Genomic DNA, 15,362 nt, shown 5'->3' with positions numbered 1-15,362 from the left:
ACCCTTCAGTTGGAAGGATGCAGGATGTAAAAGCACCTGCTGGCGAATGGCGTATCGGCAATTTCTTCATCGCCAACGACAAGTTCGAAGCTGCTGTGCACGGACCTTGTCCTGCGCTCAACGATGCAAGGAACCTGCGAGGCGGCGCGATCCAGTTCCGGCGCATGGTCGATGGCAACGACATGGGCATTGTTGATCGGCGAAGAAAGCAGCTGGCCAAACGGTCCGCGGCTTTCGTAGGGCTTTGGCGAACAGCCGAGCAGCACGAGGCCGCAGCTGCGCGGCTGGTGCTGGCGGATGGACGCCGATGATCCGGACAGATGCAACAGGCTCTCTCCGGCACCGGGCAATAGCCAAGCGGCTTGCAGCATGATCACGTCCGCGGAATCAAACAGTCTTGCGGAAGGCAAGATTGCGTTGTGTCGCCCAAAATCCCAACATACAAGACGAATTATGATGGATGTCACGCAACCACGCAATGCCATGGACTGGCACGAGCAAGCCTTGGACCTCACGCGGGGAATTGCTGCTTATGTCAACTGCCCTCTCGTGGCAGGGCTGGCGCGCGTCGTCGCCAAGCATCCGAAGGCCGATATCGCCAACGCCTTCAACCACAAGCAGGTCGCCTGCAAGATGTGGGCGCTCGACAGGCTGTTCGAAAGCGGCGGCGGCCGCTTCGGGCGCATATGGGTTCTGGGTGGATGGTACGGCGTATTGCCGGCAATGCTTTTCAACGACGCTCGCTTCGACATCGCGGCGGTCGATAGCATCGACATCGATCCCGAAGTCGCGCCGGTCGCCCGGACCCTCAACCGGGAAGCCGGCGACCGGTTCCGGGCGCTGACGGCAGATATGTACGCACTCGACTATGCGGCCGGGCGGCCCGATCTGATGATCAATACGAGCTGCGAACACATAGCCGATCTGCGCGCCTGGCTTGCTCTGCTTCCGCCGGGCACGAATGTACTGCTGCAATCGAACGATTATTTCAGCGAGCCGACGCACATCAACTGCGTGGCTTCGCTTGCAGCCTTCGAGGAAATGGCGGCGCTACGGGAGGTGCGGTTCTCCGGCGAACTGCCGACAAAAAATTATACGCGCTTCATGCTGATTGGAACTGTTTAATGCATTTCGCCCAAAAGCGCGTAGCGGTTTTGGGACAACGACACGCATAAAAACAGGACTTGAAGCGCGTCGCACGAATCTCACCAGACGCGACGCGCGTTAGAGCATTTGCAGGAAAGTGTGGAAACGGCTTTCCGTCCGGAATTGCGTCAAAACAAAGAGACAGAGCGGTTCTGCGTGGAACGATGAACCGCTCTAGGATCTATCGTCTGTTTAATCATGAACTTTTCCGAAACCGGGCCCCACGTTTAGGGACCATGTTCGATGCCGCTCGCGCAGGATTTGCGCGGAGCGACGCGCGCCTTCCAGATCGAGACGATGCGCGGATGGCGTCGGTTCCACAAGCGCTTGTTCGACCGCTTGCGCCAAACCTTCAGGCGTCAGGTCCTTTTCCATCAGCACCGTTGCAAGACCGAGTTCTTCGAGCATCAGGGCGCGAACCGTCTGTTCGGTTTCCCCGCCGGCTGCAAATGGGACGAGCAGGGAGCGACAGCCCGCGCGCAGGACATCGCAGACCGTGTTGTAACCCGCCTGCGAGACTGACAGGCGGGCGCCGGTCAGCAGGCTGGCGAAATCCTCGCGGAACCGGAAGATGGACAGGCCCGGCGTGGCATCGCGTGCGATCGCGTCAAACTCGTCTTTCGGCAGGTTTGGGCCGGTGATCAAACACCATTTCCAAGCGTTGTTGGCATTCCGCGCCGCTGCGATGGTGGATCTGACAAGGCTCTTTCCGGCAGCCCCGCCGCCAACCGACACCAGAACGTCGAAGCGCTCGGAGGCCGCGGGCGATGGCGGCGCGGCAACGAGCCCCGTGTAGGTGACCTCGGCCCTGATCGCCCCAGCCAGTGGAAATGTCTTGTCGATGGTTGCGAAAGCCGGATCGCCGTGAACCATAACAAGATCGAAATGCCTGTTGATGAGATCGACCGTTTCCTCGTTTCGGCCCAGCTTGACGCGCTCCTGGAGGATATCACGGACGGACGTCGCCAGCAGCGGTCTGGGCGACGTCGCGTCGATGGCCTCGATCAGCGGCAAGAGTTCGAAACGCATCTGCCGGCGTCCAAATGGAAACGCCTCGACAATGACGATATCAGGCCTGCAATCCCGGAATGCCTGCAGCAGCATCTCTGAACGCCATTTCTTGAAATCATCGTCGATCGGGTTGCCTTGCAGGTCGACAAGTCCCGAAAATCCTTCATCACCGGAGGTGACAGGTGGCAGGGTTACAGATTGTACACCCAGTCCCGGAAACCCGGCGATCGGCGCTCCGCCGGTCACGACGGTAACGTCAAACCCGTCATCGACCAGAGCCGCCGCAATGCGGCTGGCGCGCGCGAGATGGCCGATGCCGAGCAGGTGCTGGACATAGAAGAAAGCGCGCAGCCGCTTCATTCGGCGGCCCGCCACTCCCGCTCGAACAGTTCCTTGAGCTGTCCAATGCTTGCCATATGATCGAAATTGCCGCGCACGCGCCGCTCTGCGGCGTCGCCGAGGCGGTCGCGGAGCACGGGATCACGGATCAGGCGCTCCAGCGCCTGTGCCAGGGCAATCGGGTTTTCCGTCGGAACCAGCAACCCGGTTTCATCCGACGATAAAAGCTCCGGCACGCCGGAAATATCGGTCGACACGCAGGCAAGCCGCTGGCTAGCCGCCTCCACCAGAACGTTCGGCAGACCGTCGCGGTCGCCATTTGCGGTGATCCTGCAGGCCAGGGCGAAGATGTCGGCGCGGCGGTAGTGCTCAAGCACCTCCTCCTGCGCAAGCGCGCCTTTCCAAGAGACGCGACCATCCAGGCCGAGCTTTTGCGCCAGCGACTTGAACCGTTCCAGTTCTTCGCCGCCGCCGATATGCTCGAAACGCCACGCCAAATCGCCGGGCAACAGGGCAAGGGCCTCCAGCAACGTATCGTAACCTTTCTTTTCAACGGCGCGCCCGACACTCAGAACGACAACCGGTTCGTCCGGAGCCGAGCCGTCATGCTGCTTTCGCGCCTCGCCGAAACTGCCGAAGCGATCAAGGTCGAGCCCATGATAGCTCAGATGCACAGACGAGTTGCCGTTAGCGAGTTTTTTCAGACGGTCGAAGCCGGTTTTCGTGCAAGTGACCGTCCAGCGCGCCGAGGAAAGCTTGCCGGCCAGATCCCAGTCGGCCGAAGTCCAGATGTCCTTGGCATGGGCCGAGCAGGTCCAGGGCAGGCCACGAAGCTGGCTGGCATAGCGCGTCACCGATGCAGGCGTGTGCGCGAAATGTGCATGCAGCCAGCCCGCGTTTTCCGGCCATTCGGCCGACAGCACGAGCGCTTGCCCGAAGCGGCGCGCGCGATTGCGCGTAAAGTCGCGGGGCATATCGGCAGCCAGCGATCCGAGCGCGCGCCAGAAGCCCGGACGCAGCAGAGAGGCAAACAGCGAGCGAAGCACGCGCAGCGGCTCTTCATGCAGATATTCCGGCAGATAATGGACGGGCGCTTTGATCTCGTCATGCACGGGGTGGCGTTTTTCGTCGGTCGGCCGCCTGAGCGCGACGAGTATCAGGTCGAACCCCGCACGCTCAAGACCGAGCAGTTCCTGCGCGATGAAGGTTTCGGACAGCCGCGGGTAACCCTTCAGAACCACGACGATCTTGCGATGTTGCAACTCAGGTCATTCCTTCAATGACCGAAAGGTGATGGCCGGCCCGCCGGTCGAGCAGTTCCGCGACGATTTCGGAAATATGAGGCAGCCCTTCCAGCGTCAGATGCGGATTGCTCTGCGATGGGCGGGGCCGGTCCGGCAGCACCTTCAGTGCATCAGCAAACCGCCGGGAATCCTCGGCTTCTTCAGGCAAAAGCATCTCGATGAGGCCGAGTTCGGCTGCGCGCCGTGCGCGGATCAGTTGTTCCCGGCGGGGCTCGACGCGCGGCACGATCAGCGCCGGCTTGTCGAAAGACAGTATCTCGCAATAGGTGTTGTAGCCGCCCATCGCCACTACCGCCTTGGCGCCGGCAATCAGGTCTTCCATACGGTTGTCGAACTCGATGATCTTGATGTAGGGGATCTTGGACCCCTTCTTGAGCAGCTTGTTGCGCTTGCGCGCCGGCATGTAAGGCCCAAGCACGATCAGGGCTCTATGCTGCAATTGCGGATCCTGCTGATAGGCATCGATGACGTCGTGGATCAGATCGGCGCCGTCACCGCCGCCACCGGTAGTAACGAGGATATAGTCGCCCTCGGGTCGGTGGCCGGGCAACTCGTTCCGCTGCAGGCTCCGTTGCAGGAAACCGACGAACCTCATCTTTGCCCTGACAGCCGGGGGCACATCCAAGCCCGTCAGCGGATCGTAGAAATCCGGCGGACCATAGGCCCAGACCTTGTCGTAAAAGACGCCTATCTTGCGCATCACGTCTCTGCGTGCCCACTCTGCTTCGAGCAGATGCGGCGCATCCATCACCTCGCGCAGGCCAAGCACCAGCGTGGTGCCCCGCGTCTTGAGGTAGGACAGCGTGTCCTCAATCTCACCGCGCAGGCCGAGCGGTTCCTTGTCGACGATGAAGATATCCGGCCGGAAGGTCTCAGCTGTATGGCGGATGATCGACTGGCGCATCCTTAGCGTCTCATGCAGATCGATGTCCTTTTCCAGCGAGGTGTATTCGCCGTTGCGCAGCTTGATGACGCTGGGGATCTTCACGAAGTCGACACGGGCGCGGTAGTCGAAGGCGCCAGCGATAGTCGCACCCGAAATGATAAGCACCTGAAGTCCGCGGAAATCCTCGACCAGCGAATGCGCGATAGTCCGGCAGCGCTGCAAATGGCCGAGCCCGAACGTGTCGTGGCTGTACATGAGAATTCGAGCGTTTTCTGCGTGCTGGGTCATTGTTGAACGTCTCTTAGAATTCTCGCCTTGAGGACCGTGAGCGACCCGCAGGATTCGAAATCATCCTCGCGGGTCTACCGACCTGTTCTGAAACATGAGGGCGCAATTTTCAATTCGTATTACAAAGAGGGTCCATATGCTGAAACCAGGAAGCTACGTCTGCTCAGCGGCCTGCTTGCCACGTGGTCCAGAAGAACCTGCATCATTTCACTGGTATTGACCATCTCGGATTCTCGGCGGCCTTGACCGCTACGATCAACGTGGAGACTCCAGAATAGAATAGGTATGGGCTGGGTACTTCACTTCGAGCGTCTAAGCCAAGCCCCTAAACCATGATGTGCCTTGGCGGTGGGAAGCCGGAGCGTTGACGGAGTAGGGGACACGTTCGAACCGCCTATATCTTGACTTCTCAGACCAGAATCTAGGGGTCAGGAGTTCGACCCTTTTCGGGCGAGCCAATTGAACTCACTAGCTTTTTGGACGCCATGGGCGCATGAACTCGCCGATTGCAGGCGTGTCAAAGCTGACCTGTTTGCCGCCGACGACAGCGCCGGCCTTCGGGCCAGCATCCGAGTCTTCGATCCCTTTTCCGGTTGTACCGCGCAGGTAATATTCGGCTTCCATATATATTCGAGATTGAGGGCGAACCGGAAAAAAATGTCTTCGTCTTTGACCTCATCCTGCGCATAGGCCCGGGAAACCGGGGCAAGGCCGGTGGCCGAAGCGAGCGTTGCTCCCAGGCCAAACTGCAACGCGCGGCGGCGCGAAACACGAAATGCAGGCGTGACGCGGATCATGGCTTCCTCCCAAAAGCCCGCCGGCATCAAACATTTTGGCACCTCAAAAGCGCGCCTGCGCTCCCAACTTCACGAAATGTGGAATGTTCCTCAATCACCTTGAATGATCTCACCGATGGCCGAGCAGCTAGGTTTCCTCGACCCTAGCCTGATGTCAGCCGACGCACACTGCGCTGTAGCGGCGCCGGATCTGCCGGCAGCAAAAATCCCGCCGCTGCGGTCGTCCGAAGTACGCTGTCGATAAAATTCAGGACTTTTGCGTATCGATTTCGGACCAAGGTCCGTCTTGTAGAATACTGTATTTGAACAAAGCTAGGTAACAGCCGACTTTCGGATTCGAAAGTCCTGACGTTTTTCATCTGAAACCCATCCTGGCGGGAGGGCGACTCGAAGGAGGAACTATGAAAACGCGCACCTGTCTATTCGCGACTGTAGCCGCTCTCACCCTTGTCGCATCTCCGGTACTCGCTGCTCCCGGGGGCAATGGCAATGGCAACGGCAATGGCGGCAGCAACGGTAACGGCGGAAACTCGGCTGGGGCCGGCTCGCAGGGACACGGAGCCGCCACTTCCGCCGCGGCCAAGGACAAGTCGACGACCGGCGTTGCTCATGCAATGGCGGTCGTTGCCACGACACCGGCCTCACCGCAGGCTACGCTGGCCTTGCAGGCAGCGCTGGATAGGAAGGCCGCGAAAGACGCGGCAGACACTGCCGACGACACTTCCGACGAAACCGAGTAAGCATTCGAAACAGACCACTCGTCGCGTTGAAAGCCGTGGTTCGCCGCGGCTTTTTTCGTTTCCCGACGACGAACTCTCAAGGTGAACAGCGCTTCCAGAAAAAAGCTGCTCCACGGCGGCACTGAAGCTACGCTAAGGCCAAACGCCGCCGCATCGGCGTCGGATTCGAGTGCATTCGAGGAGATCCCATGACCGGCTTTGTCGACCGCGAGCGCGCAACTGACCTGATGCAGCGCGCCGGCATCGAGGCGCTGGTGCTTTGCGAGCCCGAGGCGTTCCAATATTCCACCGGTGCCTGGATCGGCCCGGCCGGCCTGTTCCGGCGGGCCGGCGCCGGTTTCGTCGTTATTCCCAAGCGAGGCGACCTGCCGATCGGCGTCGTGGTGGCGGATTTCCAGGCTGCCCGGCTCCGGGCGGCGATGGCCGGCGCCGTGCTGCGCACGCATGCGATCTGGATCGAATCGGCGTCGCTCGAGCCGGCGACGGCTGACCGGCCTGTTGCGCAGCGCATCGAGGCCGGCCTGGTTGGCCGCGCTCCCGGTTTTTCACGTCCGGCGACCTTTGAGCTTGCCCGCTCCGTCCGCGAGCTGAAAACGATCTTTACAGAATTCGGGCTGGAGCGTGCGACGCTCGGCATCGAGCTGGATTTCGTCTCGGCCAGCGATTTTTCCGCGCTGCAGGCGATGTTGCCGGGCACTGCCCTGGTCAACGGCTCACCGGTTCTCGACAGGCTGCGGGCAATCAAATCGCAGAGCGAGATCGACCTTCTGCAGCAGGGCATCGCCCTGTCGGAAGCCGGCCTGTCGCGGCTGCAGCAGCATGCGACGACCGGCATGCGTCAGTCTGAGCTGGTCGCGCTTTACCGGCAAGGCGTCGCGGATGCAGCCGCCGGGTCGTCGCAGCAAATCTCGACGGCGGAATACGTCACGCTGGGCGCTCGCCCAAAAGGCGCCGACGCCGTCGCCGCCGCCGGCGATCCGCTGAAGGCCGACATGGTGTGCAGCGTGAACGGCTATGCCTCGGATATGTCGCGGAATTTCACCTTCGGGCCGCCGTCGCCCGAACAGGCCGAATTGCATGCGATAGCCGAACGCGCCTTCGCCGACGGGCTTGTCACGCTTATGCCCGGAAAGCCGTTAGCCGCCGTGCATCGCGCCGCCAGCGAAAGCCTGGCGCGCCAGGGCCTGCGTTCCTATCGCCGCGGCCATTTCGGCCACGGCGTCGGCAATTCCGTGTTTTCCGAGCAATGGCCGTTCATCTCGGCCGACAGCACTGTCGTGATCGAGGCCGGCATGGTGCTGGCATTCGAGATCCCGCTCTACATCGACGGTCTCGCCAGCTTCAATCTCGAGGACCAGTTCCTGATCACCGCCAACGGGCCGTCGCCGATGAACCGCCTGCCGAGGCGCCTGGATATTATCGCTTGAATCCAGCCGTTATCTGGCGCCGGCCACGCCCCTGCGGAAATCCGACGGCGACATGCCGGAAAGCTTGCGGAACGACTTGTTGAAGGCACTGAGCGAGCCGAAGCCCGATTCCATGGCGACGCGCAGCACATTGGCATCCTGATGCATCAGCAGCGCCTGCGCGTAGCTGAGGCGCAGCAAATTCACATATTCATTGAGCGTCATGCCGGTCGATTTCTTGAAGATGCTCATGGCGTATTTGGGATGGATATCGGCCGCCGCGGCGATATCGACGCAATCGATCTCGTAGAGGAAATTCTCGGCGATGAAGTCGCACATGCGCCCGACATTGCGCAGCGATTGCTGATCGAAGGGACTGCCTATCTCCTGTTCGACCGGGGTTTCGGGCACCAGCCGGTAAGGCTCGAAGCGCACCCGCTCCAGCCGCAGCAAAAGCTCGTTGACGGCATGCTCGGCCTTGACCGGGTCGCCGGAGCGGGCATAGCGGTTCCAGCGCTCGAAATTGTGGTCGTCCGACCGGTCGGTGGCGTCGGTCACCAGCGTCGCCCCGGTCATCAGTCTGTTGCGGACCTCGACGGGCAAATGGAGCCGGAAGAAATGCACCAGCGGCAAATGCGCGCCGGCATAGATGGCATCGTCGGAGGCTTCGTCCATCTGGTGCGGCAGGCCGCCCCAGAACAGACACATGTCGCCAGCAGAGAGCGAAAGCTCGTGCCCGTCCATACGGTAATGCACGGCGCCGCGCACGATGAAATTCACCTCGACCTGGGCGTGCCAATGCGGCTTGAGCATCACCAGGGGCTGGGTGTGGAACATCTGCAGCAGCAGCGGCAGGCCCTCCACGCTGCTGGCGCCAGGCTGGTAAAACGGCCTTTCCGGCATCTTACTTTCCGCTCATTTCTTATTCCCTTTGTCGCGGACAAGGCTTTCCCGAGGCCTAGTCTAGCCACGCTCGCAAACAGAGAGCAACTGAAATGGGAGGATTTCAATGCGCATAAAATTGACCTGCGCCGCGCTCGCGCTTGCCTTGGGCTCCAGCCCGGCCTTTGCGCAGTCCGGTGAAATCACGATCTGGAGCTGGAATATCGCCGCTTCGTCGCTGAAGGCCACCATAGCGGGCTTCAACAAGCAGTATCCCGACATCAAGGTGACGGTCGAGGACCTTGGCAACCAGCCGACCTACGACAAATCGATCGCCGGCTGTGCCGCCGGCGGCGAGGGGCTGCCTGACATCGTTACGATCGAGAACGGCGAAGCCGAAAACTACTGGAGCCAGTTCCCGGATTGCTTCGTCGACCTGCATACGCTCGGCTACACCGCGGAAGACCAGGCAAAATTCCCCGACTTCAAGCGTACCGAGCTCGAGGTTGACGACAAGGCCTATGCGATGCCCTGGGATTCCGGTCCAGTGGCGATGTTCTACCGCCGCGACTTCTACGAGAAGGCTGGCGTCGATCCGTCCTCGATCAAGACCTGGGACGATTTCATCGCCGCCGCCAAGAAAATCCAGGCCGCCAATCCCGGCGTCACGATGACCAACGCCGATTTCAACGGCGATTCCGAATTCTTCCGCATGATCTCCAACGAGCAGGGTTGCGCCTACTTCTCCGCCGACGGGCAATCGATCACGGTCAACCAGCCCAAATGCGTCGATGCCATGACCAAGATCAAGGAGATGAAGGACGCCGGCATCATTTCCTCTGCCGACTGGAGCACCAAGATCACCAACAACACCGCCGGCAAGGTCGCCACGCAGATGTATGGCGGCTGGTATGAAGGCACCGTGCGCACCGAATCGCCCGATGGGGCAGGCAAATGGGGCGTCTATCTGATGCCGAGCCTGACCGCCGACGGTCCGCGCGCCGCCAATCTCGGCGGCTCCTCGCTCGCCATCACCTCGGTGTCGAAGAACAAGGAAGCCGCCTACGCCTATCTGAAATACACGCTTGCGACGAATGAGGGCCAGATCACCATGCTGAAAGGCTTCGGCCTGGTGCCGTCGCTGATCTCGGCGCTCAACGACCCTTATGTCTCCGAAGGCCTGCCCTATTGGGGTGGCCAAGCCGTGTGGAAGGACATCCTCGGCACCTTGCCCAAGGTCGTCCCCAGCCGCGGCACGCCGTTCCAGAGCGACGCCGAAATCATCATCCGCGCGGTGCAGACCAAATATCTGGCCGGCGGCTATCCCGACGCCAAGGCAGCGCTCGACGATGCCGCAAGCCAGATCGCCGCGGCGACCGGCCTGCCGGTCAAGTCGTGATCTAGACGAGGCGGCTCCGAGCGCGCGGCTCCCCTTCTCTCCTTGTGGGAGAAGGTATCGCCGAAGGCGACGGATGAGGGGTGCTCCAGCTTGGCGCCGGCGGCACTCCGGCCATCACCCCTCAACCGTCTCGGCGCTACGCGCCGATCCACCTTCTCCCACAAGGGGAGAAGGCAAGAACTTGAAAGCAGAAAGGAGGAAAACGATGCGCTACCAGAACGCCACGGCATATCGCTTCCTCGCGCCGTATCTGCTGATTTTTTCGATCTTCTGGCTGTGGCCGATCATCGATTCCTTCCTGATCTCGTTCCAGGCGACGCGCACCGTGCCGTGGCGCTTCGCGCCGACCTTCAACTGGGGCCGGCTGATCGGCGATCCGGCCTTCTTCAATGCCTTGAAGAACACATTGCTGATCCTTGTCATCCAGGTGCCGGTGATGATTTCGCTGGCGATTGTGATGGCGGTGCTTTTGAATTCGCCACTGCTCAAGGCCCGTGGCCTGTTCCGCTTTGCCTTCTTCGCGCCGGTCGTGGTCGGCGAGGTCGCCTATTCGGCGGTTTTCCGGCTGATGTTCAATCTCGACTACGGCATCATCAACAAATTGCTGAACAGCATCGGCCTGCCCAGTGTCGACTGGTTTACCAACGTCACCCCGGCGATGGCGGTGATCATGATGGCGGTGACGTGGCGCTGGGCCGGCTACAACGCCATCATCCTGCTCGCCGGCCTGCAGTCGATTCCCGAGGATGTCTACGAGGCGGCGACCCTGGACCGGGTCAGCAAGGTCAAACAGTTCTTCTACATCACGCTGCCGCTGCTCAAGCCGATCATCGTGTTCTGCGCCGTGCTGTCGATCATCGGCACCATGCAGCTGTTCACCGAGCCCTTCCTGATCACCGAGCGCGGCGGGCCGGGCGGCGGCACCGAAACGCTCGGGCTGCTGCTTTACCGCCAGGGCTTCCGGTCGCTCAATTTCGGCTACGCTTCGGCCGTCGCCTACACCATGGCCGGGCTGGCGATTGCCATTTCGCTGGTGCAGATATGGCTGACGAGGGAACCGAAATGACCTCGCACTCAAGAGTCAGCCGTTCCCAGGCCAGATTGGGACGCAGCATCGCGCTGCATCTGTTCCTGACGCCGCTGGCGCTGGTCTGGCTGTTTCCGCTGTGGATGATGGTGGTTTTTTCGACGATGCCCGACAACGGCATCTTCAGCCCCGACATCGAGCTTTTGCCGCATGGCAATTTCCTCGACAATGTCAGCAATCTGCAGCGCGGCACCAATTTCATCGGCGCCATCGGCATCTCCGTCTCGGTGGCGGTGACCTATACCTTCCTGTCGGTGATGCTGACCTCGATGGCCGGCTGGGCGCTGGCGCGTTACAACTTCTTCGGCAAGGGCATGGTCGTCGCCATCATCTTCGGCACCATCACGCTGCCCTATGCGGTCGTGCTGATCCCGCAATTCATCATGGTGGCGCGCGACTTCAAGCTCGCCAACACTTGGGTGGCGCTGATCGTGCCGCCGCTGTTCAATTCGCTGGGCGTGCTCTTCATGCGGCAGAGTTTTTCGATGATGCCGCACGAGCTGTTCGACGCCGCCAAGGTCGAGGGCGTCAAGGAATGGCGGATATTCCTGTTCGTCGCACTGCCTCTGGCGCGGCCGATGCTGGCGGCGCTCGCCATCATCCTCTTCCTTGCCTCCTGGAACAACTATCTCTGGCCGCTGCTGATCAATTCCAAGCCGGGCGCAATGACCGCGCCCGTGGCGCTCGGCACGCTGATCGGTCTCACCAAGGTGTCCTGGGGCGGCATCATGGCGGGCGCGGTGATGCTGACGGCGCCAATGCTCGTCGTGTTCGTGCTTCTGCAGCGCCATTTCGTTGCCGGCATCGCCGCCGGCGCCATCAAGTAAGGATCAGCATGGCGGCAGTCACACTCAAAAACGTCATCAAGCGCTTCGGCGTCTTCGAGATCGTCCACGGCGCCAATATCGACATCGATGACGGCGAATTCGTCGTCTTCGTCGGCCCTTCCGGCTGCGGCAAGTCCACGCTGCTTCGGATGATCGCCGGGCTCGAGGACATCAGCGACGGCGAGATCGCCATTGGCGGCAAGGTGGTGAACGACGTCGAGGCGGCCGATCGCGGCATCGCCATGGTGTTCCAGTCCTACGCGCTCTATCCGCACATGACGGTCGAGCAGAATCTGAGCTTCGGCCTGAGAATGACCGGCAACCCCAAGGCAGATACCGAGCGGCGGGTGAAGCGGGCTTCCGAAATCCTGCGCATCGCCGAGCTGATGAAGCGGCGGCCGCGGCAATTGTCGGGCGGCCAGCGCCAGCGCGTCGCCATCGGCCGCGCCATCGTGCGTGAGCCGCAAGTGTTCCTGTTCGACGAACCGCTCAGCAATCTCGATGCCGAGCTCCGGGTGCAGATGCGCGTCGAGATATCGCGCCTTCATAAGGAACTCGGCGTTACCATGGTCTATGTGACGCACGACCAGACCGAGGCGATGACGCTGGCCGACAGGATCGTCGTGCTCAACGCCGGCAATATCGAGCAGATCGGCGCGCCGCTCGATCTCTACGACGACCCCGCCAACCGCTTCGTTGCCGGCTTCGTCGGCTCGCCCAAAATGAACTTCCTGGCGGCAAAAATGGTCGGGGCCGACAACGGTGCGGCGGTCGTCGAACTGGTCAATCATCGCGGCGCGCGACTGCGCAAGCCGCTTTCGGATGCCTTGCCTGCAACAGGCGGCGATGTCGTGCTTGGCGTGCGGCCGGAGCATTTCTTCGATGCCGGCCAGGGCGATTGCGACCTTACCCTCAAGGCCGACGTCGCCGAGCACTTGGGATCGGTGAGCTATGTCTATGCCAATTCCGGTACCGAGGGCGGACGCGAGGAACTGATCATCGAGCGCGAGGCCTCGCGGCATCGCGCGAACGGCGACGACCTGGTGGTGTCGATCAAAGCCGACCGCTCGCTTCTCTTCGACGCCACCGGCGCACGCATTCGCTAACCCATCTTTCTTTTGTCCGATCGCGATTGCTCGCGGCCACCCCACGGAGATTTGACATGACGTCCAAACCAGAAAAAGTTCGCTGGGGCATTCTCGGGCCCGGCAACATCGCCAAGGCTTTTGCCGGGGGCGTCGCCCATTCGCGCACCGGCACATTGGTCGCCTTAGGGGCGCGCAATCCCGGCAAGGCGGGGCTCACCGAGGCTTTCCCCGGCGCTCGCATCCTGGACGGCTACGAGGCTTTGGTTGGCGATCCGGATGTCGACGCGATCTATATTTCGACGCCGCATCCGAGCCATGCCGAATGGGCGATCAAGGCGGCCGAGGCCGGAAAGCACGTGCTTTGCGAAAAGCCGCTTGGCCTGACCGCATTCGAAGCCGACGCCATGATCCATGCCGCGCGCAAGGCCGGCACCTTTCTCGGCGAAGCCTTCATGTACCGGCTGCATCCGCAGACGGCCAAGCTGGTCGAGCTGATCAGGGCCGACGCGATCGGCGACATCAAGATGATCAAATCCAGCTTCGGCTTCGCCATGCCGGGCTTCATGCCGGAGCACCGTCTCTACGCCAAGGATCTCGCCGGCGGCGGCATTCTCGATGTCGGCGGTTATCCCGTCTCGATGGCGCGGCTGATTGCCGGCGCCGCGGCGGGAAAGCCCTTCGCCGAGCCGGACAAAGTCGTCGGCGCTGCGCATCTCGGCCAATCCGGCGTCGACGAATGGGCGTCGGCGCTGTTGCATTTTCCGGGCGGCATCGTCGCGGAAGTGTCCTGCAGCATCTCGCTCGCTCAGGACAATGTCTTGCGTATTCTCGGCAGCAAAGGCCGCATCGAGGTGGCGGATTTCTGGTATGCCGGCGGCCAGCAAGGCGGCACCGGCGAAATCCGCATCATCCGTCCGGGTGACACCGAGGTGGTCGAGGTCACGGAGGACGGCTGGCTGTACGCATTTGAGGTCGACGCCGCCGGCGAGGCCATTCTCGGCGGAAGGCAGGAGTTCGTCTGGCCCGGCATGGGCTGGGCCGACAGTCTCGGCAATCTGCGCGTGCTCGACAAATGGCGGGCCGCAATCGGGCTCGAATACGACATCGAGAAACCGGCAAAGCGGGTCAACACGATCTCCGGACGGAAGCTGCGCTCCGGCGGAACCGCCATCCCCAAGCGCAGCATTCCGGGCCTGCCGCGGCCGGCCTCGTGCCTGGCGCTCGGCTTCGAGGATTTCCGCACCTTTTCGTCGGGCGCCATCCTGCTCGATGCCTATTTCGAGGCCGGCGGCAATCTGTTCGACACCGCCTTCGTCTACGGTTCCGGCTATACCGAGACGCTGCTCGGCCAGTGGCTGAAGAACCGCGGCGTGCGCGAGCAGTCGGTGGTCATCGGCAAGGGCGCGCACTCGCCGCTCTGCTATCCCGACGTCATCGGCAAGCAGCTCACCCAGTCGCTCGAACGGCTGCAGACCGACCATATCGACGTCTATTTCATGCACCGCGACAATCCGGACGTGCCGGTCGACGAATTCGTCGATGCGATGGACCGCGAGGTCAAGGCCGGCCGCATTCGCGGTCCGTTCGGCGGCTCGAACTGGACGATGGAACGCATGGACAAGGCGATTGCCTATGCCGAGCGCACCGGCAAGCAGAAGCCCGGCGCGCTTTCCAACAATTTCTCGCTGGCCGAAATGCTGGAGCCGATCTGGGCAGGCTGCGTCACCTCCTCCAGCGACGAATGGAAGGCCTGGCTCGCCGCCCGGCAGATGCCGAATTTCGCCTGGTCGAGCCAGGGCCGCGGCTTCTTCACCGACCGCGCCGGCCGCGACCGGCGCGACAATGAGGAGCTGGTCCGGGTCTGGTATTCGGAGAGGAATTTCGGCCGTCGCGACCGCGCCATCGAGCTCGCCAGACGGCTGGGCAAGAGCCCGATCCACGTCGCGCTCGCCTATGTCCTGGCGCAGCCGTTTCCGTCCGTCCCGCTGATCGGGCCGCGCACGCTCGACGAATTGGAAGACAGCCTCCAGGCGCTCGACATTTCACTTTCGCCGGACGATCTTGCATGGCTGGATAGCGGTTCGGATCAGGCCCGCGCGCGGGCCTGACGGCAGCGGCGATCGCTTCGGCCTACGTTGGCCCCTTAGCTTCCGGACTGTCTG

The 15,362-nt window shown here is 61.8% G+C and carries 13 protein-coding genes and 1 pseudogene; 8 read left to right on the top strand and 6 right to left on the bottom strand.

Annotated features, from left to right (window positions below; genetic code table 11):
* Positions 1–5 precede the first annotated feature (5 nt).
* Entirely contained in the window at positions 6–326 is a 321-nt protein-coding gene (locus NKI29_RS21145; protein WP_352570089.1) for a hypothetical protein, read from the bottom strand.
* A 130-nt stretch (positions 327–456) separates the two neighbouring features.
* On the opposite strand from NKI29_RS21145, the gene NKI29_RS21140 reads away from it, so the two are divergent.
* Positions 457–1,125 carry a class I SAM-dependent methyltransferase gene (locus tag NKI29_RS21140; RefSeq protein ID WP_352470917.1) on the top strand — a complete coding sequence of 223 codons (669 nt, stop codon included), beginning with the start codon at positions 457–459 and terminating at the stop codon, positions 1,123–1,125.
* A gap of 213 nt (positions 1,126–1,338) precedes the next feature.
* On the opposite strand, the gene NKI29_RS21135 is transcribed toward NKI29_RS21140, so the two are convergent.
* From NKI29_RS21135 to NKI29_RS21120, 4 genes and pseudogenes are all read right to left on the bottom strand, one after another.
* Positions 1,339–2,517, bottom strand: coding sequence for a glycosyltransferase family protein (locus NKI29_RS21135; protein WP_352570090.1), 1,179 nt, complete (start codon positions 2,515–2,517; stop codon positions 1,339–1,341).
* Entirely contained in the window at positions 2,514–3,758 is a 1,245-nt protein-coding gene (locus tag NKI29_RS21130; protein WP_352797159.1) for a glycosyltransferase, read from the bottom strand. The genes NKI29_RS21135 and NKI29_RS21130 overlap by 4 nt, the downstream gene beginning before the upstream one ends.
* Position 3,759: 1 nt before the next feature.
* Entirely contained in the window at positions 3,760–4,974 is a 1,215-nt protein-coding gene (locus NKI29_RS21125) for a glycosyltransferase family protein (RefSeq protein ID WP_352450264.1), read from the bottom strand.
* 489 nt (positions 4,975–5,463) lie between these two features.
* Positions 5,464–5,771: pseudogene (locus NKI29_RS21120) on the bottom strand (ferritin-like domain-containing protein); the annotation flags it as partial.
* 401 nt (positions 5,772–6,172) lie between these two features.
* Between NKI29_RS21120 and NKI29_RS21115 the strand changes: the two are divergent.
* Both NKI29_RS21115 and NKI29_RS21110 read left to right on the top strand, forming a co-directional pair.
* Complete coding sequence (locus NKI29_RS21115; protein ID WP_023675950.1) at positions 6,173–6,511, top strand: hypothetical protein; 339 nt, start codon at positions 6,173–6,175, stop codon at positions 6,509–6,511.
* Between the two features lie 188 nt (positions 6,512–6,699).
* Positions 6,700–7,938 carry a M24 family metallopeptidase gene (locus NKI29_RS21110; RefSeq protein WP_352570092.1) on the top strand — a complete coding sequence of 413 codons (1,239 nt, stop codon included), beginning with the start codon at positions 6,700–6,702 and terminating at the stop codon, positions 7,936–7,938.
* Positions 7,939–7,947: 9 nt separating this feature from the next.
* Here NKI29_RS21110 and NKI29_RS21105 read toward each other — a convergent pair whose 3' ends face one another.
* Positions 7,948–8,820 (bottom strand): helix-turn-helix domain-containing protein, encoded by an 873-nt coding sequence (locus NKI29_RS21105; protein ID WP_352570094.1) that lies wholly within the window; start codon positions 8,818–8,820, stop codon positions 7,948–7,950.
* Positions 8,821–8,926: 106 nt separating this feature from the next.
* Here NKI29_RS21105 and NKI29_RS21100 point away from each other — a divergent pair, with 106 nt between their 5' ends.
* The 5 genes from NKI29_RS21100 (at position 8,927) to NKI29_RS21080 (ending at position 15,308) form a co-directional block, all read left to right on the top strand.
* Positions 8,927–10,198, top strand: coding sequence for an extracellular solute-binding protein (locus NKI29_RS21100; protein WP_023675947.1), 1,272 nt, complete (start codon positions 8,927–8,929; stop codon positions 10,196–10,198).
* Positions 10,199–10,403: 205 nt separating this feature from the next.
* Positions 10,404–11,264, top strand: coding sequence for a carbohydrate ABC transporter permease (locus NKI29_RS21095; protein ID WP_254817930.1), 861 nt, complete (start codon positions 10,404–10,406; stop codon positions 11,262–11,264).
* Entirely contained in the window at positions 11,261–12,112 is an 852-nt protein-coding gene (locus tag NKI29_RS21090) for a carbohydrate ABC transporter permease (RefSeq protein WP_023675945.1), read from the top strand. Before NKI29_RS21095 ends, NKI29_RS21090 begins: the two co-directional genes overlap by 4 nt.
* A gap of 8 nt (positions 12,113–12,120) precedes the next feature.
* On the top strand, positions 12,121–13,218 hold the full coding sequence (locus tag NKI29_RS21085) for an ABC transporter ATP-binding protein (protein WP_352797157.1): 1,098 nt from the start codon (positions 12,121–12,123) through the stop codon (positions 13,216–13,218).
* 56 nt (positions 13,219–13,274) lie between these two features.
* Positions 13,275–15,308 carry an aldo/keto reductase gene (locus NKI29_RS21080; protein WP_352724405.1) on the top strand — a complete coding sequence of 678 codons (2,034 nt, stop codon included), beginning with the start codon at positions 13,275–13,277 and terminating at the stop codon, positions 15,306–15,308.
* Positions 15,309–15,362: the final 54 nt, after the last annotated feature.

This window comes from Mesorhizobium sp. M0678, from assembly GCF_040320505.1.
GTDB lineage: Bacteria > Pseudomonadota > Alphaproteobacteria > Rhizobiales > Rhizobiaceae > Mesorhizobium.
This window is presented reverse-complemented; position numbering and strand designations above follow the sequence as displayed.

What these genes read in the sequence shown, in the direction of transcription:
- NKI29_RS21140 (WP_352470917.1), top strand. Translation starts at nt 457, where the DNA reads ATGGATGTCACGCAACCACGCAATGCCATGGACTGGCACGAGCAAGCC.
- NKI29_RS21135 (WP_352570090.1), bottom strand. Translation starts at nt 2,517, where the DNA reads ATGAAGCGGCTGCGCGCTTTCTTCTATGTCCAGCACCTGCTCGGCATC.
- NKI29_RS21125 (WP_352450264.1), bottom strand. Translation starts at nt 4,974, where the DNA reads ATGACCCAGCACGCAGAAAACGCTCGAATTCTCATGTACAGCCACGAC.
- NKI29_RS21115 (WP_023675950.1), top strand. Translation starts at nt 6,173, where the DNA reads ATGAAAACGCGCACCTGTCTATTCGCGACTGTAGCCGCTCTCACCCTT.
- NKI29_RS21110 (WP_352570092.1), top strand. Translation starts at nt 6,700, where the DNA reads ATGACCGGCTTTGTCGACCGCGAGCGCGCAACTGACCTGATGCAGCGC.
- NKI29_RS21105 (WP_352570094.1), bottom strand. Translation starts at nt 8,820, where the DNA reads ATGCCGGAAAGGCCGTTTTACCAGCCTGGCGCCAGCAGCGTGGAGGGC.
- NKI29_RS21100 (WP_023675947.1), top strand. Translation starts at nt 8,927, where the DNA reads ATGCGCATAAAATTGACCTGCGCCGCGCTCGCGCTTGCCTTGGGCTCC.
- NKI29_RS21095 (WP_254817930.1), top strand. Translation starts at nt 10,404, where the DNA reads ATGCGCTACCAGAACGCCACGGCATATCGCTTCCTCGCGCCGTATCTG.
- NKI29_RS21090 (WP_023675945.1), top strand. Translation starts at nt 11,261, where the DNA reads ATGACCTCGCACTCAAGAGTCAGCCGTTCCCAGGCCAGATTGGGACGC.
- NKI29_RS21085 (WP_352797157.1), top strand. Translation starts at nt 12,121, where the DNA reads ATGGCGGCAGTCACACTCAAAAACGTCATCAAGCGCTTCGGCGTCTTC.
- NKI29_RS21080 (WP_352724405.1), top strand. Translation starts at nt 13,275, where the DNA reads ATGACGTCCAAACCAGAAAAAGTTCGCTGGGGCATTCTCGGGCCCGGC.